This is a genomic window from Paenibacillus chitinolyticus NBRC 15660, assembly GCF_000739915.1.
GTDB classification, from domain to species: Bacteria; Bacillota; Bacilli; order Paenibacillales; family NBRC-103111; genus Paenibacillus_F; species Paenibacillus_F chitinolyticus.
Window position 1 is genome coordinate 614,793 of record NZ_BBJT01000003.1, and the last position, 21,564, is coordinate 636,356.

General features: G+C 54.6%; 18 protein-coding genes and 1 tRNA gene. 4 read left to right on the top strand and 15 right to left on the bottom strand.

Annotation, left to right across the window (positions count from 1 at the left end; translation table 11 throughout):
• Positions 1 to 111: 111 nt before the first annotated feature.
• Positions 112 to 185: transfer RNA gene (locus PCH01S_RS30330), tRNA-Phe, on the top strand.
• Positions 186 to 241: 56 nt separating this feature from the next.
• On the opposite strand, the gene PCH01S_RS08050 is transcribed toward PCH01S_RS30330, so the two are convergent.
• Both PCH01S_RS08050 and PCH01S_RS08055 read right to left on the bottom strand, forming a co-directional pair.
• Positions 242 to 601, bottom strand: coding sequence for a HesB/IscA family protein (locus PCH01S_RS08050; protein WP_241688846.1), 360 nt, complete (start codon positions 599 to 601; stop codon positions 242 to 244).
• 141 nt (positions 602 to 742) lie between these two features.
• Positions 743 to 2,101, bottom strand: a complete 1,359-nt coding sequence (locus tag PCH01S_RS08055) for an MFS transporter (protein WP_042228261.1) — start codon at positions 2,099 to 2,101, stop codon at positions 743 to 745.
• A 166-nt stretch (positions 2,102 to 2,267) separates the two neighbouring features.
• On the opposite strand from PCH01S_RS08055, the gene PCH01S_RS08060 reads away from it, so the two are divergent.
• Positions 2,268 to 2,927, top strand: a complete 660-nt coding sequence (locus PCH01S_RS08060) for a helix-turn-helix transcriptional regulator (RefSeq protein ID WP_042228263.1) — start codon at positions 2,268 to 2,270, stop codon at positions 2,925 to 2,927.
• A gap of 103 nt (positions 2,928 to 3,030) precedes the next feature.
• Here PCH01S_RS08060 and PCH01S_RS08065 read toward each other — a convergent pair whose 3' ends face one another.
• The 5 genes from PCH01S_RS08065 to PCH01S_RS08085 all read right to left on the bottom strand — a co-directional run bounded on the left by PCH01S_RS08065 (position 3,031) and on the right by PCH01S_RS08085 (position 7,666).
• Positions 3,031 to 4,509 (bottom strand): Lsa family ABC-F type ribosomal protection protein, encoded by a 1,479-nt coding sequence (locus PCH01S_RS08065; protein WP_042228264.1) that lies wholly within the window; start codon positions 4,507 to 4,509, stop codon positions 3,031 to 3,033.
• A 409-nt stretch (positions 4,510 to 4,918) separates the two neighbouring features.
• Entirely contained in the window at positions 4,919 to 5,599 is a 681-nt protein-coding gene (locus PCH01S_RS08070; RefSeq protein WP_042228265.1) for a formylglycine-generating enzyme family protein, read from the bottom strand.
• Positions 5,600 to 5,951: 352 nt separating this feature from the next.
• The gene (locus PCH01S_RS08075) at positions 5,952 to 6,365 is read right to left on the bottom strand and encodes a hypothetical protein (protein ID WP_042228268.1); all 414 of its coding nucleotides are present in this window, start codon (positions 6,363 to 6,365) and stop codon (positions 5,952 to 5,954) included.
• Positions 6,366 to 6,581 (bottom strand): hypothetical protein, encoded by a 216-nt coding sequence (locus PCH01S_RS08080; RefSeq protein WP_241688845.1) that lies wholly within the window; start codon positions 6,579 to 6,581, stop codon positions 6,366 to 6,368.
• A gap of 116 nt (positions 6,582 to 6,697) precedes the next feature.
• Positions 6,698 to 7,666, bottom strand: coding sequence for a helix-turn-helix transcriptional regulator (locus PCH01S_RS08085; RefSeq protein WP_042228271.1), 969 nt, complete (start codon positions 7,664 to 7,666; stop codon positions 6,698 to 6,700).
• 301 nt (positions 7,667 to 7,967) lie between these two features.
• On the opposite strand from PCH01S_RS08085, the gene PCH01S_RS08090 reads away from it, so the two are divergent.
• Complete coding sequence (locus PCH01S_RS08090; protein WP_042228272.1) at positions 7,968 to 8,843, top strand: SDR family oxidoreductase; 876 nt, start codon at positions 7,968 to 7,970, stop codon at positions 8,841 to 8,843.
• 96 nt (positions 8,844 to 8,939) lie between these two features.
• Here PCH01S_RS08090 and cysK read toward each other — a convergent pair whose 3' ends face one another.
• From cysK to PCH01S_RS08115, 5 genes are all read right to left on the bottom strand, one after another.
• The gene (gene cysK / locus PCH01S_RS08095; protein WP_042228273.1) at positions 8,940 to 9,875 is read right to left on the bottom strand and encodes a cysteine synthase A; all 936 of its coding nucleotides are present in this window, start codon (positions 9,873 to 9,875) and stop codon (positions 8,940 to 8,942) included.
• 104 nt (positions 9,876 to 9,979) lie between these two features.
• The gene (locus tag PCH01S_RS08100) at positions 9,980 to 10,753 is read right to left on the bottom strand and encodes an ankyrin repeat domain-containing protein (protein ID WP_084706556.1); all 774 of its coding nucleotides are present in this window, start codon (positions 10,751 to 10,753) and stop codon (positions 9,980 to 9,982) included.
• 65 nt (positions 10,754 to 10,818) lie between these two features.
• Positions 10,819 to 12,105, bottom strand: a complete 1,287-nt coding sequence (locus PCH01S_RS08105; protein ID WP_042228275.1) for a hypothetical protein — start codon at positions 12,103 to 12,105, stop codon at positions 10,819 to 10,821.
• A 107-nt stretch (positions 12,106 to 12,212) separates the two neighbouring features.
• The gene (locus tag PCH01S_RS08110; RefSeq protein WP_042228277.1) at positions 12,213 to 12,902 is read right to left on the bottom strand and encodes a response regulator transcription factor; all 690 of its coding nucleotides are present in this window, start codon (positions 12,900 to 12,902) and stop codon (positions 12,213 to 12,215) included.
• Complete coding sequence (locus PCH01S_RS08115; RefSeq protein ID WP_042228278.1) at positions 12,880 to 14,391, bottom strand: sensor histidine kinase; 1,512 nt, start codon at positions 14,389 to 14,391, stop codon at positions 12,880 to 12,882. Before PCH01S_RS08115 ends, PCH01S_RS08110 begins: the two co-directional genes overlap by 23 nt.
• Before the next feature lie 281 nt (positions 14,392 to 14,672).
• Between PCH01S_RS08115 and PCH01S_RS08120 the strand changes: the two genes are divergently transcribed.
• Complete coding sequence (locus PCH01S_RS08120; protein WP_042228280.1) at positions 14,673 to 16,568, top strand: MHYT domain-containing protein; 1,896 nt, start codon at positions 14,673 to 14,675, stop codon at positions 16,566 to 16,568.
• A 74-nt stretch (positions 16,569 to 16,642) separates the two neighbouring features.
• Here the strand turns inward: PCH01S_RS08120 and PCH01S_RS08125 are convergent, their stop codons facing one another.
• From PCH01S_RS08125 to PCH01S_RS08135, 3 genes are all read right to left on the bottom strand, one after another.
• Entirely contained in the window at positions 16,643 to 17,371 is a 729-nt protein-coding gene (locus PCH01S_RS08125; RefSeq protein WP_372011057.1) for a L,D-transpeptidase family protein, read from the bottom strand.
• A gap of 28 nt (positions 17,372 to 17,399) precedes the next feature.
• A complete protein-coding gene (locus PCH01S_RS08130) occupies positions 17,400 to 18,581 on the bottom strand; it encodes a hypothetical protein (protein ID WP_129112476.1) in 1,182 nt (393 codons plus the stop codon).
• A 464-nt stretch (positions 18,582 to 19,045) separates the two neighbouring features.
• Positions 19,046 to 21,496 (bottom strand): glycoside hydrolase family 95 protein, encoded by a 2,451-nt coding sequence (locus PCH01S_RS08135; protein WP_042228284.1) that lies wholly within the window; start codon positions 21,494 to 21,496, stop codon positions 19,046 to 19,048.
• Between the last annotated feature and the right edge of the window lie 68 nt (positions 21,497 to 21,564).

The window sequence follows — 21,564 nt, forward strand, 5'->3', positions numbered from 1 at the left end:
AGCTCCTTTACTCCTTTTGAAAAATATACGGGATTTCACGAAAGAATAAAAGATCCTCTCTCACAAAAAGAGTCTTTCGGACTGTTCCCGCATTCGTCAAGAGTGCCGTGAAGCCTAGAAAATGACTTACCGGGAGCATAGGACTGAAAATTCTAGTGTCGGCGGTTCGATTCCGTCCCGAGCCACCCTATTTCTTAACACCTTACATATTTACGTTTGAAACCAAGTTGGCGTTTATAGGCTAATCACATTTTTTAACTTCCCCACGGTAATTTTCCATTCTGAAACTAGCTCCACATCCACATGAAGCTTTTGCATTAGGGTTATTTAAAGTGAACCCGCCTATCATTCCCCTTTCTTCATAATCAATTTGAAGACCTTCAATGTATTGAATACTATTCGTATGAACCAATAGACTAAATTCACCTTTGTTTAATAAGATATCCCCTTCTGTTTTCTGCTCATCCGCTATAAGCGTATAGGATAAACCGCTGCATCCTCCCTCTTCAACGCCTATTCTAAGAAAAGAATTTTGGGCATTAGCGCTTGATAAGATTTCGACGATTTTTTCGGATGCCGCTTCACTGACCCCTATCATCATTGCATGTCTCCTTTGAACGTCATTTTGTTAGTCGGTATGTTTGTAACAAGAGCAGATCTATACATGGCTTGTATGGACCGTCCCACCTCACAAAGGACATGGAACGGCTGTATTTGTAATTTTAGAATGCTTGTTTATAGGTTAGTTTGCCGGTCTGATCCGGGTGCTGGCGAATAGACTCGTTACGATTAACAAGAGATGAAAGCCCATCGTTACAATTAATCCGGATTGCAGCGACATCCCTGCAGCTTGACAAACGACAAGAATAGAACCGCCAATCCCAATGACCACGCCAGGTGTAAAAGAATCCGCGAATTGCAGATTTGCCGAAGTTTCTCCAACATCTCCATTCCCCGTTTGGGAAAATGCCACAACCCCGCTAATAGGATGCGCCAACCCAATACCGATTCCGGCTATGATTTGTCCGATAACCGCAACGGCCACTGTCACAACAGGTACCCAAAAAACCAAGGCAATTCCAATTGCAAGCAATAGCACACCCAAAATAATTCTTGTATGACGTCCCCGGCCTTGGTCTGCCGCATCCCAGCGTCCTTGCAAATAGGCAATGAGGCACCAGCTTAACGCGGCGCTCGCTACAATTAATCCGGCCTGAGAAGGAGTGATACCTTTCACATCGATTAAAGCCAATACCAAGAAATTTTGTGTGCTGGCATAAGCAGCGAAGAACAGCCCGCGTGTTGCCAGAATAGCCGGCATACCTCTTCGGAAAGCAAGAGTGCCCTTGGGAAGCAAATTGAGCAGCGGATATCCCATCAGCGCTAAGCCGATAAGGACTAAAACAAACCCAGTAAAGATCGGCAGCATGCTTAGACCCACTAAGAAAATCCCCGTACCTATCGTTAACAGTACGGCCAGCCATGTGGCTGAAGCCCCGCTATCCCCTTGCGTCCCCTGTGTTTTTAATTTCCTGAATGCAGGTAAACTCAGCAGTGCCGAAACAATCAGGATCGGCAATATCCCCCAGAAAACAAACCGCCAGGACCATTGATCCGCGATAAGACCCGCAACGTACGGACCGAGCATAGACGGAAGAACGTAGGCAGTACCGAATGCGCCGAGGATTTTGGCACGTAATTCGTCGGGATAACTTAAAGATATTGCCGTGTACACGCAAGTCATCATAGCTCCGGCACCTAAACCCTGCATAGCCCGAGCCCCTATCATCGTATACATATCGCCTGCTGTTGCGGCAGCGATCAGACCGACGACAAACAAAATAAGCGCGAAAGTGAACGGGGTTGCAGGTCCTTGTCTATCAATGATTCGACCGACGACCAAGGTGCCGATAATCTGCGCAAGCAGATAAGTACTGAATATCCAACCGAATAGGTCAAGGCCGTTCAAGTCACCGGCAATAGAAGGGGCAATTGTCGTGACCGATAAACCTTCGAATCCGACTGCCATCACCGACAGTATGATTCCTATGGACAACGCAAAATAACGCGGGCTGAAAATGCTCTGAGAACTAGACGACATGAAATGTGACCTCCAAAAAAAATTTTATGTATACATCGTATCCGGATACTTAGTAAACATTTATGTTGATAAAGTTTAAATTACAGTCCGGTTTTGACTTTGTCAACATTTTTGTTTAAAATGTAGAAAGTGAACTAGATTCGGCTGCTGAATAAGGAGGTTCATGATGAACCGGAATCGAACCCATAAGGATGCCTCGACTAGTACCCGGAGAGCGATCATTGATCTGCTCAAGCAGCGGGGGGGAACGGATGTTGTAGCACTATCCTCCGAATTTTCGCTATCTGGAATGGCGATTCGCCAACATTTGAATGCGCTGAAAGAAGAAGGATTGGTGACTTACGAAGAAGAAGCCCGCCCCATGGGCCGGCCGACTAAGCTGTGGAGATTAACTCCCGCGGCTGATCGTTTTTTTCCAAGCGGATATTCGGAGTTATCCGTCAGTCTGATCAATTCGATGAAAGAGGCTTTCGGAAACGAGGGGCTGGACAAGCTGCTGACTGTCCGGAATAAAAATATGCAGGAGCAATATCTTCAGCACCTTGGCGGCGCAGCTGGCGTAAGCGAGAAGCTGGACAAACTGGCCGAAATCCGAACCATCGAAGGCTATATGGCCGAGGTTAAGGATCAAGGCGACGGAAGCTTTCTGTTTATTGAGAAGCATTGTCCGATCTGTGAAGCCGCTGCTGCATGTACCGGGTTATGCAATAATGAACTGCATTTATTTAATACACTTCTCGGAGAGCATGTTCTTGTCGAACGTGTCGAGTATATTTTGGCCGGGGGAGGAAAATGTGTATACCGGGTTAGGGAAAATAATCTGTGACCCAAGAGAACAAGGGGCAACAATGGAATCCAACTCATTGAAGTTGCGCACAAAAAACACCGCAGTCCAGTAGGACTGCGGTGTTCGAGTATGCCCATGAGAGTTAAAGCTCCACTACCTGGGTCGCAATATTGTCGCAAAATTCACGGTCATGCTCCACAAAAAGAAGGGTCGGCTTATGTTCAAGCAGCAGCTCTTCAATTTGCATCCGTGAAATGACGTCGATGAAGTTAAGCGGCTCATCCCAGATATGCAGATGAACGTTCTCGCACAGACTTTTGGCGATCAACACCTTCTTTTTCTGCCCGCCGCTATAAGACGAAATGTCCTTCTCGAATTGGACCCGCGCGAAATCCAGTTTTCTCAAGATCGATTTAAACAGGCTTTCGTCTATTCCGTTTTCCCGGGCGTAGTCGGATAAGCTGCCCCGAAGATGCGCGGTATCCTGCGATACGTAGGATATTTTCAGCCCGCTCCCCTTTCGGAAAGTGCCCGTGTAGTCGATATCTTCGCCGAGAATCAGCTTCAGAATACTTGATTTTCCGGAACCGTTTTTACCCGAAAGCGCAATCCGCTCTCCCTGCTCCACCGTAAAGCTGATATCGCTGCAGACCGTCTTATCTCCGTATTGAATCGACACGTGGTCAAGCTCGGCAAGCTGGCTTTTGTGATAAACAAGCTGGGAAATCTTCAAGCTTTCGGAGCTTTCGATGTTTTTTAAGAGATGCGAACGATCTTCAATCGCGGACTGCTGTCTTTGCTCGATGTTTTTGGAGCGTTTCATCATTTTGGCAGACTTGTGACCGATGTATCCTTTATCTACCTTGGAACCGGAATTTCTTGTCCCGTTTTTCGTCTTCTCGACCTCATGCGACCAGTTGTTTGTCCGTTTGGCCGCATCTGACAGCCGTTTGATGTCTTTTTTCAGCTTTTCGTTCTCCGCAAGCTCAAATTCGTCCTGCATTTCTTTGTTTGTCCACCAGTCCGAGAAGTTGCCTTTCCGGATTTCGATATTCGTCTTGTTAATGGACAGAATGTGATCGACGCAGTGATCGAGAAAAGCCCTGTCGTGAGAGACCAAAATAAATCCGTTTTTGTTCCTCAGATAGCTGCTGACCAGTTTGCGCGCTTCCATGTCGAGATGGTTGGTCGGTTCGTCAATGAGCAGAAAGCTATTCTCCTTAAGAAACAAGGTCGCCAGCATCACTTTCGTCTGCTCTCCGTTCGATAACGAGTCAAAAGGCCGGTCCAGCACATCCTCGGAAACTTTGAGCAAGGAAAGCTCGCGCATCAGTTCCCAATGAACATAATCCGGAAAAATGTCGCGGATCACATCCAGCGTCAGATTTTCCTTGTGATCCACCGGATAAGGAAAATATTCAAACTGGACCTGGGCGGAAATCGTTCCGCTGTATTCGTACTTGCCGAGCAGCAAGTTCAGGAACGTGGTCTTCCCCCGGCCGTTTCTCCCGGTAAAACCTAATTTCCAATCGGTATCGATCTGAAAGCTTACCTCTTCGAATATGTTATCGTAACTGCCGTCATAAGCGAAAGTCAGGTTAGAGACTCTAATCAATGACATGATTGAATCCTCCTCCTTTGAATAAAAAAATAAGAGCTGCAAGAAAGTTACCTTTCCCGCAGCTCAAATATAAAAACAAATCCAACCCGCGACGGGGTCAGACATGTATATCCGATTTGAGTTGAGAAGGATGTGTAACTTTCTTGCATAATAATACATAAAACTAGCGATAATTCTCGCTATTATGTTTTATTATTATGAGCAAGAAAGTTTACATTATCCTCTTCAACTCCATTCACTAAATTATTGACATAGTAGCATAGCCGCTAGTTTTTTGCAACCGCTGCCCTGCCGGATGTATCCGTAAAAAGTAAATACGACTTGATAGGATTCGTTATTTGTGCTGCGTACACCTTTATACGACGGCGATTTTCACCGATACCCAGGTTATACCATTTTTATTCGAAAATTATCCCGACCGGGCCAGACGGAATCCGAGATCGTCTATGCCAAAGGTCGGATGGCTCCGACGGCGGCACGTTGCCCCGCAGCCCCTGGCCTCTTCCGCCCAGCTGCCTCCGCGGAAAATCCGGTAGGAACCGTACACTTTTTCGTCATAGACGTCCCAGCACCACTCCCAGACATTCCCCAGCATATCGTAGAGTCCCCAGGCGTTCGGTTCCTTGGTCCCTACTTCATGTGCCCCGCCTCCCGAATTTTCGTTGTACCAGGCTATCTCATCCAGATCTCCGTATCTGTAACCGGCAGTCCCCGCTTTGCATGCGTACTGCCACTCCGCTTCCGTAGGAAGCCGGTAGCCGTCCGCCTCCCAATCGCACAGGATCGTTAGACCGTCTCCGCTTATCGAATAACATTCTTTCAGTCCGGCTTGCCGTGAAAATAAATTACAAAAAGAAACGGCTTCCTCCCAGGAAATGTTCACAGCCGGCTTCGAATTTTCGTCCGGTGAATAGGCTGAATTCGTCGTAACTGCCTTGTACATCCCCTCGGTTACAGGAAAACGGGCAAGCAGAAACGGTCTTATTTCGGCTTTCCATTTGGTATGGACACGGTCGTCTCTTAATTCGATTTCTCCGCCCGGAATGTTTACCATCGAATGGTCTATGTATGCTTTTCGTTCATCAGACAAACGGCCTTCCTCCCAATGACTCTGATTTTACAAATCTTACCGTGCTTGGAACCGTTAATCAATATAAACATTACCCGGGCGTGGATTTTAAGCACAGTTTATGGTTTCAGACTCACACCACGATCTGCAAAATGCGGCTTGCCGGCCGCATACTAAACGGCATGATAAAGTCCATCCCCGTCCAAAGAAAGGAGCGCGTTATCCGCATCGCTATGATTACAGGTTAACGCCATGGCGACCGTATTAAAAAAACCGCGATAATCGCGCGGTTTTCTCAGGCATATTAGTGTGTTTTCGATAGGAGAACCTTTGGTTCCCTGCCGTTTGACCGGGGTGAGGCGAGACCCGAATCCTAAGAGGACAAAGAACTCTCCTCTGGAGGGTTGTCCGCCCGGAACCGGGCGGCGATGAGCTTTTCTAGCAGCAGATGCCCCGTATACAGCCCTCCCATAATAAGCAGCATCCCAAGCGGCCCTTTCTGCAAGGCCGTCTGCCAGCCTTCGTAATAAGCAAAGACACCGGTTAACATACTTAGGCCGAGCACACCCACGAATATCTTCTTTTTGCGGGATTCTTTCTGGGGAACAGACAATAGCTTTTCACGAAGCCGGATATTCATCGCAGCCAGAGAGATCAGGACAAAATAGATCGTTTGGGCCGGGTGTGTCGAGTCGAAGAAAATAAACGAGTACACGAAATAAAAAGGGACTCCGAACGTACCCAAAAAGATGGCGTTATAAACCAGCCTGATTTTCAGAGGGACCACTCAGCTCTCCTTCGTTTCCGGCGGAAGCACCGCCGTATTCGGTTTGGATGCCATGTACGTATCGAGAGCTTTGTTCGCTTTAAGGGCGAGCCTGATTAACACGATCAGAAGAACGATCCCTAGTACAAGCAGGACCCCGTACCCCGCCATCATCAGCATTTGAATCAGTACGAACGGATTTACCGCCGCAGCAGTTGCAGATGCACCACTATCCATATCCATCTTCCTTCCTGTAACTAAAGCTTAGATCCATCTTACGAAGCTTTTGCGGGTAAAAGCGATGTTCCGGGCCTCTGCCCACTTGTTATATTTTACCACCTCTTAAATCCTCTTCACAGCTCTTTATTCCCTTTATTGTCGTAAAGCTCCAATATCCCTTTCGTTACCGCGATTAATCCCGAACGAAGCTCTTCCGGCGCGAGAACATAAACGCTGCTGCCGTAACCGAGCAGGATGCCTATAGCCGATTCCAACGTATTGAATTCGGTGTCCGTTTCCACCCAGCCGTTGTCGGCTTCGCTTGGATTCCGTACTTTTGCAAACCGTTCTCTGGAAAAGCGGTGAAACTCAGGCTCCCTGATCTTAATTTTTGCGGGATAGCGCGGAAGCTTTGCCGTAAACTCTTTCAGTGACTGTTCCCAGTACCCGGCAAGATCGAATGTCGCCGGCCTTGTAAAATGTTCCTCCGAGAGCTCCGCTTCAAGCAGCCGGGAAATTCTGTAGGTTCTCATCTCTCCCTCTGCTTCGGCAACCGCATACCAGATGCTGCCTTTGGCGACAAGGCCGAGCGGATGGATGATCCGCTCCGCGATCCGGTCGTCGCGCCGGTAGCGGATGCGCATCTTCCTCTCCTCCCACACCGCTTCCTGTACGAGCGGAAGATGGGGAAGCTGCTCCGCCGAGCGGTGCCAGCCTGCCCCGTCGATGTGGATGCGCTGCCGGACGCGCTCCGTTTCCTTCCGCATGGATGCAGGCGAAGCGGCCAGCAGCTTCTGGAAAGCGCTGTCGTATTCGCTGCTCATGCCGAGATCCGACAGCAGGGCGGAATCGTTCGCGATCAGAAGCGTCGCGATTTCTTCCGCTTTCATGCCGGTCAGCCGGGTGCGGTAGCCTTCCGTCAGGGACCATCCGCCGCCCGATCCCCGCTCCGCATAAACCGGAATGCCCGCAGCGCTCAACGCCTCCATGTCCCGGAAGATGGTCCGTTCCGACACCTCAAGCTTTTCGGCGAGTTCGCGGGACGACATTTTCCCCTGGTTTTGCAGCAATAATAAAAGAGACAGCAATCGGTCGGCTCTCATCGTTATTCCTCTTTTCTACCCTTTTTCGGCACCCCCGGCCATTCTCTTTCCTCGGAATTTTTCATGGTTAAATGCTGATTCTGATTGGTTGAGGTTGGTCGGCTGTTTTTATGGAAAGTTATTCTCCATCGGCAGTTCTGAACGGCGCGGGGCTTTTCGTTCAATTTACTATAGCAATTATGACAGGGGTTGTCATATATCCCCTCTTATACTGGGTACAGGTTGCGGGCGGCTAATCGATCCGCTGCCTGCACAGACACAGCAATCCGCTATTAGTTGAGACCAAAAAGGAGAGATCGCAATGAAATCGAAATCACTGGAAGGAACGATCGCCGTAGTGGCAGGAGCGACGCGCGGCGTCGGAAGAGGCATTGCAGCCATGCTCGGGGAGGCGGGAGCGACCGTGTACTGCACCGGGCGCAGTGTCCGTGGAAACCTCTCGAACATGGGGCGCAGCGAAACGATCGAGGAGACGGCCGAGCTTGTAACCGCTAAAGGAGGCCGGGGAATCGCCGTCCGCGTGGACCACACGGTAGAAGAAGATGTCAAAGCGCTCTTCGAGCGGGTAAAACTGGAGCAGAACGGCAGGCTTGACCTCCTGGTGAACGATGTGTGGGGCGGAGATCCTTTGACCGAGTGGGGAAAAACGTTCTGGGAGCATTCTCTGCAGGACGGACTTCTTATTCAGAAGCGTGCGGTTCGTTCCCATATGCTCACCAGCTATTACGGGGCCCCCTTGCTGGTTTCCCGCAAGCAGGGCATGATTCTCGAAATTACGGACGGTTTCGATTACCGCTACCGGGGAAACCTGTATTACAGTCTGGCCAAAATTTCCGCCATTCATCTGGCGGAGGCGATGGCCGCTGATCTAAAGCCGCACGGAGTAACGGCGGCAGCCGTCACCCCGGGTTTTCTCCGCTCGGAAGCGATGCTTGATCATTTCGGCGTCAAGGAAGAAAACTGGAGAGACGCCATAGCGCAGGAGCCTCATTACAGCGAGTCCGAAACGCCGTTCTATATCGGACGGGGAATCGCCGCGCTTGCGGCCGATCCGGACAAATTCGCGAAGTCGGGCAAGGTGCTGACGAGCTGGGGATTGTCCGACGAGTACGGTTTCAGCGATGTCGACGGCAGAAGGCCCCATTGGGGCCGCCATGCGGCGGAGCACGGCTTGTAAGACGAGCGGCGGAACGCTTAAGACGCCAAATAAGGCAGCCACGATTCAGGTGGCTGCCTTAAAGTGTTTTATGCGGGTTGAGAGAGGAACCCCGTCCTACTCTTCCTGGAACAAGTCGGTGGACAAGTAGCGTTCCCCGGTATCGGGCAGCAGGACTACGATCGTCTTGCCTTTGTTCTCCGGGCGCTCCGCCAGCACGGAAGCCGCATGAACGGCCGCTCCGGAAGAAATTCCGACGAGCAAACCTTCGTTTCTCGCCAGCAGACGGGCCGTCGTAAGAGCTTCCTCGTTTTTCACGGTCAGAATCTCGTCGACCACGGAGGAGTCGAAATTACCCGGCACGAAGCCTGCTCCGATTCCCTGGATTTTGTGCATGCCTCTTTTTCCCCCGGACAGGACAGGCGAATCAGCCGGCTCCACGGCGACGATGTTCACCGCGGGATTTTTCGCTTTCAGCGCTTGTCCAACCCCTGAAACCGTCCCGCCCGTGCCGACTCCGGCAACAAATATATCGACGGTTCCATCCGTATCCCGCCAGATTTCTTCGGCTGTCGTCCGGCGGTGTACGTCCGGATTCGCCGGATTCTCGAACTGCTGCGGCACGAAAGCGCCCGGCAGTTCGGCCCCAAGCTCCTCCGCCTTGCGGATCGCGCCCGACATCCCCTCTTCCGCCGGTGTCAGAACAAGCTCCGCGCCAAGCGCCGCAAGCAGCTTCCTGCGCTCGATGCTGAAGCTCTCCGGCAGCGTGATGATAAGCTTGTAGCCGAGGGCCGCGGCCGCGAAAGCAAGGCCGACGCCCGTATTGCCGCTCGTCGGCTCGATAATGACGGAACCCGGCCGGAGCAGCCCCTTCTCTTCCGCGTCTTTGATCATCGCGTATCCGATGCGGTCCTTTACGCTGCCCGCCGGATTAAAATACTCCAGCTTAGCCAGCAGCCGCGCCTCAATTTGTTGTTTTTTACCGAAATTCACCAGTTCCAGCAGCGGTGTGTTTCCGATCAACTGCGTCAAATTCGTTGCAATGTTTGCCATGGTTCTGTCCCCCGTTTGAGATGCTCTATCCCTATCATGTTAGTCGGTTATCATTCTACGATACCACCAACGGGGGAAGATGACAAATTGGGGCAGCCTGCCTTTCACCGGCCTCCGGCCGCTTCCAGCATCGCGGCGATTGCCGTGAAATTGCGGGAGACGGCATGCCTGTAGACCGTGACACCGTCTCCGTCCGGCAGGTTGACGTCCGCCCCATGTTCCAGCAGCAGACGGATTATCGTCTGGTGAGCTTCTCCTCCGTCACCGAGGATGACGGCTTCCAGAAGCGCCGTCCAGCCCAGGCGGTTCACATGATTCACGTCCACCCGGGTCCGGGTGAGCAGCTCCCGCACAATGTCCACATGACCCCGTTCCGAAGCGGGAATGAGCGCCGTCCCCCCGTACCGGTTGATAAGAGCGGGATCGGCACCGGCGGATATGGCCAGCCGCAGCAGCTCCATATCCCCTTCGGCGCCGGCGTACAGGAACAGATTGTCGGAGCGGTCGTTGCGGATATTCACATCCGCCCCGGCTTTCAGCAGCACCCGGACGGCTTCGTGCCGCCGGTTGATCGCGGCCGCCATTACAGCCGTATTCCCCTGGCTATCCCGCGCGTCCACCTCGGCTCCTTCCCCGATCAGCGTCCGAACCTTCTCCGCGTCACCTTTCGCAGCCGCCTCCAGCAGCTGCGTGTTTTTTTCACTGGGCATTTCCATCTTTCCAATCCCCTCCGTTTCTGGTACTTGCGATCCTTGATAAACCGGCGTTTGCGCCGTTCCCGGGTCCGGGCTGACGGCCATCCCGCATCCGGTCAGCGCCGCGGAGATCAGGACCGGGACGATCAGAGCCGGGATGAAGCTATTGATCCGCATGAACATCGGCAGCCGCCTCCTTAAACTCTATAGGCAAAAGACCTCCGTGGAGGTCTTTTCGAAGCTTACGTTTAGCTGTTTTTCAAAGCATCGGTATTCAAGCTGATCTTGCCCTGCTGGGTTGCCCACGAGCCGGACGCCGTGACGGTGTAAGACTTGCCGGGACTCAGCTGCGTGCCTGCCGCCAGCTCGAACGTGCCGACCGCTCCTTTGCGGCTCGTCACCTTGTAGACGGCCGTCAGCTTCTTGCCGTCTCCGTCCGTCAGCTCTACGCTGCGGCCGGAGAACAGCTCGTCACGCGGGTCGGCCGCAAGCGTAATGTCGACGGAGGCCGGGCTGACGGCTTTTGCGGACGCGATCACAAGCGGCGCGGCGGAACGGGCGGTGAAAGACGCTTCCGTCACGGTCGCCCAATCTGCCGTGACCTTGTATGTTACGCCGGGAGTCAGCGTCTGTCCGGCAGGAAGGCGGAATTTCGGCGCCTGTCTGTCGTCGGTAGCCTGCGTATACGGAACATAAGCGGCCCGGATCGGCTGCCCGCCCTCCGGCGTAAGGGTGACGGACATATCACGGAGCGAGGAAATGATGTCGTACGATTTTCCGCCGCTTGCGTTGCGGTCGTTCAGGTACATTTCCAGTCCCCCGCGAGTACCGAAGTACGATTCGACCACATATCCGTAATCGACGACTCCGTCTTTACGGAACGATTCCAGCTCGAACGTATCTGCCGTCACCTGCCGGGCTACCGCCAGTTTTACCGTGTGGGCAGAGCCCGTAAACTTGCCCGCGGCTTTACCTTTGTACGTCAGGCTGTATGTTTTGCCCGGCTGCTGAACGGTTACGGGCACCACATACGTGGAGCGGGCTCCGTTCTTAAGCTGCGGAACGTTGCGGATCGTCATCCCGTTGTCGAATTGAAAATTCGCTTTCGCTTTGTCCAGATTCACGTCGGCCGCGGTCAAAGGGGAATCGAACGTGATTTCAAGCGTTGCGACAGAAAGCACCTTGATATCCGTCACGGCCGCATGCTCCGACGGAATATGGGCAATCGCCTTAAATCCGAGACGGGCCGCCTCCCCTTTAGTGACACGGGCACCCGGCTCGTAGTTTTTCAGCCACTGCTGAATGACCAGAGGTTTCTTCTCTGTAAGCTGGGCGATCCGGCTGACAAGCTCCTGCTGGGTCAGCATCAATCTCCCGTGGTCCGAGTGATGCCCCCCTGCCGGCGAGAGGTCCCCGTTCGCGGATACGGCCGGAGTCTTGGCGGATTGAGCGGCAGCGGGAGCGGCATTTAAGGGAAGCATGACCGAAGCGGCTACAGCCGAAACCGTCAGCAGTTGAAGCAATGTTTTTTTCATAAAAGTTCCTCCTGTAGGGTGAGTGATAAGTTCTTGATTTCATCCTACAGAACGAAACTAAACGGCCCGGAAACAAATTCGAAACTTTTTCTAAACAGCTCCTCCCGTCAGCCCGAAAACCGGTAGCCGACTCCCCAAATCGTCTCGATATATTCCGGCGCGGAAGGATCGGCCTCGATTTTCTCGCGGATACGCCGCACATGAACGGTTACCGTCGCAATGTCTCCCATCGAATCCATTCCCCATATTTTTTCGAAAATTTCCTCCTTGCGGAAAACCCGGTTGGGGTGCCGGGCGAGAAATAACAGGAGATCGAACTCCCTCGCGGGAAGCGGCACTTCTTTACCCCGGATATAGACCCGGCGCGATTCCGGTTCAATGGCCAGATCACGAATGCGGATTTCTCCCGGCGCCGTTTCCTTCAGCCCGACCAGCCTTTCATAACGCGTTAAGTGCGCCTTCACGCGCGCAACCAGCTCGCCCGGACTGAACGGCTTGGTCATGTAATCGTCGGCGCCCATGCCGAGCCCGCGGATTTTATCGAACTCGTCTTTACGGGCGGATACGATGAGAATGGGAACTTCCATGGCCATGCGGATTTGACGGCATACCTCGAAACCGTCTTTCCCGGGAAGCATCAGATCCAGGACGATCAGATCGAAGCCTTCCGTGAGCGCCTTGTTCAACCCGTCGTCCCCCCTGGTCGAAATCTCGACCTGAAACCCGTGCAAGTTCAAGTAATCCCTATGCAATTGGGCGATCGTCGCCTCGTCTTCAATGATCAGAATTTTTTTCATCGGTATGATTTCCTTTCAGCAGCGGGAGCCGGATTACAATCCGCGTGCCTGTCTGCGGATGTCGCGTAGACGCGCTTTCCGAGGCATTCTCCGCGCAGATGCTTCCCCCGTGGTTGTCGACAATCTGTTTGGCGATGGCGAGCCCCAGTCCCTGACCACCCGACTCCCGGTTGCGGGACGTCTCGGCCCGGTAAAACCGGTCAAATACATGAGTCAGCGCCGCGGGATCGATCCCGGGACCGTTGTCGGTTATTTCAAGCACTGCGGCTGCCCCGTCCCGCCGGAGATCGAAAGCAATCGTTTTATGCGGCCCCTCCATAAACTTGAGGCTGTTTCCGACTACGTTGTTCACGACCCTTTTCATGTGCATAGGGTCTATCCGGACGTGCAAAGGACCCGCAGAGTGTCCGCCGGTTTCCAGTCCGACGCCTTCTTTTTCCAGCTCGAAACGCAGTTCATACACCACGTCCGCGACAAAACGCGTCAGGTCCACTTCCTGCAGGGCAAACGGAACTTTATTGAGATCCAGCCGGGAATAAAGGAACAGCTCCTCAATGAGATGATCCATTTCCTCCGCTTTGCTGTAAATGATATCCACATAACTTTCGAGCTTATCGGGCGTATCCGCCACCCCGTCCCGGATTCCTTCCACATAGCCGCGAATGGCGGACAAGGGCGTTTTCAAATCGTGCGAGATGTTGGCGATAAGCTCCTTGCGGTTGCTTTCGTACTGCTTCTGCAGCTCCTCGGATTCCTGAAGCTTCCCCCTCATCTCCTCGAAAGCCGCGGAAACCTGCCCGATCTCGTCTTCGCCCGGCTCGATCCGGAACCGCAAGTCTCCCCGCTGGATACGTGCCGCCGAAGCGCGCAGCAGATTGAGCGGCCGGATCATCCGCCTGGTGAGGAACAGATAGATGTAGATGTTCGAGCCGACGAGCAGCAGAAACAAAACCGACACGAACAAAGGCAGCAGCTTGCTCATCAGAACGGCGAACGGGCTGACCTCCCGGAACACGAACAGCCTTCCTTGTTCGCCGTCCGCAAACCGGAAGTCGTATTTCGCGTAGCCGAAAAAGTTTTTCCCCGTCTGCAAAGTGCTTCTCATGTGCACGTTTTCCGCTTCGTACGGAGGCAGGACGGCTTCGGGTTGGTTTTCCGCCAGAGCCGGTGAAATAAACGCGCTGCCGGACCCTTTGCGGATCAGGAGGGAGGCCTTGGCGACTTTTAGCTGAAAATCGTATTCTTTGTAGATGTCCGGTACAAGCAGTTCCTCCGACTTCGTTTTGGCAAGATGCTTAAGATCGAGAAATAGCGTCTCCTGTTCGGTCGTAAGCGGCTTCAACCGGAGATGGACGTTGTAAAAAGAAGAAATGCCCCTCACATCCCCCGTTACGGCTGTCGTTACGATAAAAGCGGCCGCCGTAAAAAGCAGCACCGTGGCGACGAGCAGCAAAGTGAAAGAAGCAAGCAGGCGGGCGCGGATGGACATGATTGTTTTTGCCTCCAGATGATTCAAATCGTGAAGATTTCCTACAGTCTACCAAGGAATTCGGCGGGGATCAAAATAAATTTCCGCTTTGGCAGATCAAGATGATTCTTGATTAAATTAAGATTTTCTTGATGAAAACGGTTTATTTTCTCATAAAATTTCTAATTTTATGCTTTTTTATGTAACAATTAGTCGAAAAATAAGCGATTTCAGGTGGACTTCCCACCCTTGCATCCTTTACTATGGGAGGTACAGGAATATTAGTTATAGGAGATATGATAATGCAACTTGAAGCTGGGAATTATGATGCGCTGCCGATCATTCTCTCGATTCTGATGTCCATGACGACCTCCTGTACCGCGCTGGACATGGCAGACCGCCTGCTGCGCGGCGACCGTTCTTTCCGTAAAATGCTGCTGACCGCTGTCGTAACGGGACTGGGCGTCTGGTCCATGCACTTCTTGGGCATGCTGGCCTTGAAGCTCCCTTTCGAAGTCCATTATCATCTGCCTTTGCTTGCCGTCTCATTAATGCTGCCCATTCTCGCATTTTTTCTGTCGCTGCTAATCCTAGCGCCGGACCGGAAGCCCGGAAAACGATTTTTCACAGCCGTCGGCCTGCTGGCCGGGCTCGCCTTCGTTTCCATGCACTTCTCCGGCATGCTTGCCATGAAAATACCGGCCGTGTATCACCAGACGGCGGGCAGTCTGATCGTATCGATCGCGCTGGCCCTGCTCGCCTCGTATCTTATGCTCGCACTGGCGATCTACGCACGCGGGCTGCCTGCTTACAACCTGCTTTCGCCCTGGAAAACCGGGGGCAGCCTGCTGGTTGGGGGCCTCATTGCCGGCATGCATTACACGGCGATGGCGGGGACTTCGTTTACGCCGTCCGACCGCGAGCTTTCTCTTACAAGCAGCTCGATTATAGGCAATACGCTGCTGACGGTTCTTGTAGGTTGTACGACCTTCTGCGTGCTTTTCTGGGTTGTGCTCGTCCTGTACCGCGACCGGCAGAACGTGCTTACCGCTTCGCGGTTCAACGAGCAGAGATATACCGCTCTGTTCGAGCATAGTCCCGATCTTGTCATCTGTATGGATCCCGTCAAAAAAATGATCGTCAGCGCGAACCCGTCCGTGTATGCCAACACGGGCTACACGCAAGCGGAGCTTATGCTCCTCTCCCTGCACGATCTTCTTTACTCCCGGGAAGAAAAATTGAAAGTCATGACTGCCCTCGCGGAAGCGGCCCGAGGAAAGCCTTCGAAAATCGAAGTGTCCATCCGCACGAAGCAGGGAGCGCGAAAATATCACCGAACCTCGGTTTTTCCGCTCGAACACAACCGGCATCTGCTCGTTTATTTCGTATCCAAAGATATAACCGACAGGATCGTAGTCGAACAAGAACTGAGGAAAGCCAAAGACTTGGCTGAAAGCGCTGTCAAAACGAAAAGCGAGTTCCTCGACACGATGAGCCACGAGATCCGGACGCCGCTGACCGGCATTATCGGGATCAACCAGCTGCTCTCGGAGTCTGCGGAGTCCCCGGACGATCAAGAATTGCTGGCGCTTCAGGCCAAAAGCTCGCAAGCGCTCCTGAGGGTCATCAACGACATCCTGGAGCTGTCCAAAATGGAAGCCGGACGCATTTCGCTTCACCAGGAGCCGTTTCAGCTTCGCGAGCTTATCCGGGAGTGCCTCGATTTCTTTGCGATTATTATCCGCAACAAGGAGCTCGCCATGGACACGTCCATAGACCCCGCCGTGCCGGAAACTCTCGTCGGCGATTACGGCCGTGTCCGCCAGATTCTCGTCAACTTGATCGGCAACGCCGTTAAATTTACGGATCAAGGCCTTATCTCTCTCGAAGTCCGGCTCTCGGAACGCGGTGATGAAGGCTGCCTCCTCGAATTCGCCGTCACCGATACCGGTATCGGTATCGACTGCAGCAAGCTGGACCGGCTGTTTCAGCCTTTCACCCAGCTGGACGGGGCGTCGAACCGTAAATATGAGGGGACGGGCCTGGGACTCGCCATCTGCCGCAAGCTCGTTACGCTCATGCAGGGCCGGATTTGGGCCGTTCCCGGCCGGAGTGTGGGGACGGAATTCCGGTTTACGATCCGGCTGCGGGAGCTCCGCCATTTTATGGACGAAGGAGACAGCCAGGAAGCCGGGTAACCCCCTATCCGGGATGTCCGTCCGCATGAAAAGAAACAAAACCTCCAATCCCGACGGGTTTGGAGGTTTCTTTTTTATTCCATCAGGCCGAACTTCTCATAAACGCTTATGGACACGACGCCATCCGCTCTCAGCCCGTTGTCCCGTTGGAACCTCCGCAGCGCTTCGGCCGTCGAAGCCAGAAACTTCCCATTGCAGACTCCGCTGTAATAGCCTGCGCTTTTCAGCCGGTTCTGAATGAGCTGGACATCCGCCCCGATATCTCCTTGGGCCAGCTTTCTCGGTTCACGGCCGGGATCGCCCAGAACGTGCCCCGCAATCGTCACCTTGGTGCCGATAGGAATGAGGTCGTAAAGCTCCTCCACGTCGCGATTTCTCATACGGATGCAGCCATGGCTCAAATGCTGGCCGATGGAATGCGGCTTGTTCGTTCCATGGATGCCGTACGCTCCCCACGGAACATTCAGACCCAGCCAGCGCGGTCCGAAAGAAGGTCCCCAGTTCTTGCCTTTATAAATTACCTGATACTCGCCGACAGGCGTAGGCGTTGCCAAGTTTCCGACCGCGACCGGGTAGGTTTTATAATGTTTCTTGTCTTTGAATACGACAAGCTTGTGCCGCAAAGGGTAGACCTCGATCGAGAAAGGCCCCCGGTCCGCAACGATGGGGATCGCGGGTTCCGTCACGTCTGCCGGTAACGTTATGCGTTCTGCCGCGGCATTTCCCGGCAGCAGAACATTCAGCAGGCATACTGCGGTCAGCGCGACTCCCTTTATCTTCAAAAGCGTTTGTCCTTTGTTCATGTTGATCCCCGCGCCCGCATTCATTTTTTTACCGGCTGTTCCTTCCGCCTTCGGTACGCTTCCCCGGGCGGTCGGGCTCCGGATATTCGAACTGTGTCAGCTCCCATGGATCGTACAAAGAAGCCCGGGTGAAAGCGAAACGGCAAATCGCTTTGCGCGGACGTTTCCCCGCTTCTTCGAAAGCAAGTTCAACCGGAAGTTCAAAAACATACTCCTGTTCCGCTTTACGCGCTTCATCCGGCTTCCATTCCGTCAATCTGCGTACGGATACGAAAGACCGGCTGTCTTTCTTCAGCTCTTCCAGCCGGTCCCGGTTATGCGGGCGGCCGAGAAGCTCCAGCATCGCGTCATCGTGCTGGTCCAAAGCCGTGACAACCAGATCGGCCAGCTCCTGAGGCGAAGCCTTCCCGGCGAAGCTGCCCGCCATACCTGCGGCTCTGTGAGCCATAAACTGGTGGGCGGTGTCTTTGGACCGGGATTTATGGGTCGTGCTGCCCGCAAAATGGATGCAGGAATGCCCGCTGAACCCGTTCTCCGGGATGCCGTCTCCCCCATGGGGCATTCCGTTCATGGAAGCGGCATAACTATGCCCGTCGTAACGGACGAGAACGGCCCTGCGGTTCCAGCTCCATTTGCCCCCGTAGATCGACTTCATGACCGCCGTATCCTTCTTCGTAAGCGGCTGAACGTCCGCATGCTGCCGCCCCGCTCTGCGCTGAACCCGGAACGCAAGTCCGGTTTCCAGATCGAGCACCTCGAATTTGGCCTGACGGGGGACGGCTTTCTGCGCGTCGTTCCAGGAAATGAGCTCTCCGTAATGCTTGCGGTGAAGAACCGCGATTTGCTTCACAAGTTGCCCTCTAAGCGCCTCGCCCGGCCGGATCACTTCGTGCCCCGATGAATCGTAGAGCTCTCCCATGGCGCTGACCGGGTAGATATGTTCTCCGCCTGTTTCCCTCACCTTCATAAACGTATCCGTATACGGGAAGGATTCCGCCTTTCTGCGTACGCTTTGGCCGAAAAGTTTACCCACGCTCAGCGTAACCCCTGTTTCGCTCCGGTAAGCCGCATCCGGCGTCGTCTGTACGGAAAGTACAACGCTCCCGCCATCCCCGGCCGCCGAAAACCCATGCATGTAGGCCGCTTCGGGACGGAACAAAACTCCCCAGACGGCAAGGAGCAAAAAGACACTCCGTTTCCCTTTTCCCATTCCGGCTTTTCACCCCGCTTGACTTTTATCGGTCTTTTTTAATCGTTTCAGATCCTGGCCTTCCTTCCTTGTTAGTTTTCGCCGAAGTTCCAAAAACATGTGAGGTCACCTGTAAATTTTTGAGCCGGGCTGCCGGGACATGCTTGAGAAAAACCGGAAGCTTACGGGGGAGCGGAAGTTGGTTTGGCTTGTAAAAATTTCTTTTTCCGTTCGGGCCCGGAAGGAACGGATAATTAACGGTCTGGAAGCAGTCCGAGGTAAAAGCAGACCGCTAAGGCCCTATGCTGGCCCGTGACGGGGTTTCATCCCATCAGAATCCGAATGTTCCCACCGCCGAGTTGATCACGATCCGGACGACCGGGAAACCCTTAAAATAAATAAAAAAGAGGCTGTCCCAAAAGTCACGAAAGTGAATAAGGGACAGTCTCTTTTCAGTCTATGTTTGGCCGTTTGCCCGGCAGCGTTCAAAGCCGGATCTCCACAACCGCATGAGCTTCGTGTTCGATATCCGTCACATAAAGTCCGCAAGACTCGGAAAACCGGCTTTCTCCCGCCGCTTTCTTGCCGTCCAGGCAAGCTGTAAACGGCAGCTTGTACCCGATACGCAAGATTCCGGCGACCGAGGCGGCAACACGTCCCGCGGTCAACAGGCCTCGTTCCCATTCCAAGTCCGCTTCATACCCTCCTCGGGCGCGCAGTCCTTTGACGCGGCCGCACGGCCAGGCCGATGGCAGAGCGGGCAGCAGATCCAGCATCCCTTCCTGGGACTGGAGCAGCATTTCGGCTGCCGCGGACGTGCCTCCCAGGTTCCCGTCGATCTGAAACGGAGGATGCTCCGTAAACAAGTTCGGATCAGCCGCATGGCGAAACAGGGCTGTCAGGTGGCGATGAGCTTCATCCCCATTCCTCAGCCTTGCCCAGTAGTGCGCGATCCACACGCGGCTCCAGCCCGTATGGCCGCTGCCGCCCGCCAGCCGCCGCTCCAGCGTTACTCTGGCCGCTTCGGCCAAGGCCGGAGTGCGGACCGGGGAAATAAGCTCACCCGGGAACAAGCCGAACAGGTGCGAGATATGCCGGTGGCCCGGGTCCGACTCCTCTTCGTCGCCGAGCCATTCGAGCAACTGCCCGCGGCTGCCCGTCGCGGGCTGCGGCAGACGGGACTCCGCCGCCGTCAGCCGCTCCAGCCACTCGGCTTCGGCCGGCGGGGCGGCGTCTCCGCAGGCGGCCGCATGTCCGCCGGAGCGGGCCTCCGTGCCGGCCAACCCGGCCTCCGCGGAGACGGTCGGGCTACCGGCGCCGCCGTCCATGCTGCACGGGTCCGGCCGATCCGCGCCCCGCGCTCCCCGCTCACGCGCCAGCACATCCGCCGCTTCGCGGACGGCCCCGAAAAGCGTGCGCGTGAGCTGGATGTCCATGGCCGGGGCCATGCACAGATAGCCGATTTTGCCGCCGGGTAGCACATATTTGTTCTCCGGCGATACGGAAGGGCCCGTGAGCAGTCCGCCCTTGCCGTCCTCCGTCATATAATCGAGCAGAAACTGCGCGGCTTCCTTCATGACGGGATACGCCCTATGGGCAAGAAAGTGGCTATCCCCGCCGAACCGGTAATGCTCCCACAAATGAAGCGCGAGCCACACCCCGCCCATCGGCCAGACAGCCGCCCTCGGAAGCATCCCGTTGATGCCGCTTTCCGCCCACAAATTCGAATTGTGATGCACCACAAACCCCCTGCACCCGTAAAGCTTCCGGGCGGTCTCCCTGCCGCTTGCGACGAGCCTGTCGATAAATTCGAACAAGGGTTCATGACATTCACTCAGATTGCATACTTCAGCAGGCCAATAGTTCATCTGAAGATTGATGTTCAGCGTGTAATTGCACTCCCACGGAGGCTGGTAATCGTTGTTCCAGATTCCTTGAAGGTTCGCCGGCAGCGTACCGGGCCGTGAACTGGCCAGGAGCAGATAGCGTCCGTATTGAAAAAACAGCGCAAGAAGCTCCGGGTCTTCCCCGCCTTCGCGGACGCGATCAAGCCGCTCGTCCGTGGGAAGAAGCCGGATATCCGCGTCCGGCGTACCAAGCTCCAGGCTCATCCGCGCAAACAGGGGCATATAGTCGGCCCGATGCTCCGCTTTGACCGCTTCGTAGCCCTTCCGCCGGGCCTCCTCGACCTGCCGCCGGCAAACGGCCGCGGGATCTCCGTGGCGGAAGCTCGTCTGCGCGGCGACATAGATCGTTGCCTCGGCGGCTCCCGCCACATGGACGAAGTCGCCGATCGTGCGGACCGTACCGCCTTCGGCGCTCACGCTCGCAAGCGCGGCATACCGGACGCCGTCCGGTCCGCAGCGGCCCTGCATCAGCACCGCATCCGGGCCGGCGGGCGCCGCTCCTTCGTCGAAGGGACGCCGCCCCAGATGAAACCGGAAGTTCAGTCCTTCCGGATGAGCGGTTGTGAGGCGGCAGGCCAATACCCCCGCCGGGGCGCTTGCTAACAGCTCCCGGGTGCAGCTTGCGCCTTGCGTCGCGTACTCGACGCGGCACAGGCCCGTCGCCAGGTCCAGCTCCCGGCGGTAAGTCCCCGCATCCGGTTCATGCTCCGCGAACCAGATACGCAGGTCCCCCAGCGGCTGGTACGGGCCGGCATATTTCGGAATCGGGGTCAGCCCCATGTGCGCAAGCTCCTGCGCCTCGGTCACGCGGCCCTCCATGAGCAGCCTTCTGACTTCCGGCAGAGCGGCGGCGGCCTCCGGATTCGTACGGTCTTTGGGACCCCCGTACCACAAGCTCTCCTCGTTAAGAGAGATCACTTCTTCCTCCACGCGGCCGTAAATCATGGCGCCCAGCCTGCCGTTTCCGACCGGCAGCGCTTCGGTCCACGCTTGGGCCGGACTAGTGTACCAGAGTTTGTTAGCGGTCATGGCCTGCCTCCTTTACAAGTTCCCCGGGCCGTAACCGAATTACGAGACGCCCGCCTGTTTTTTAAATT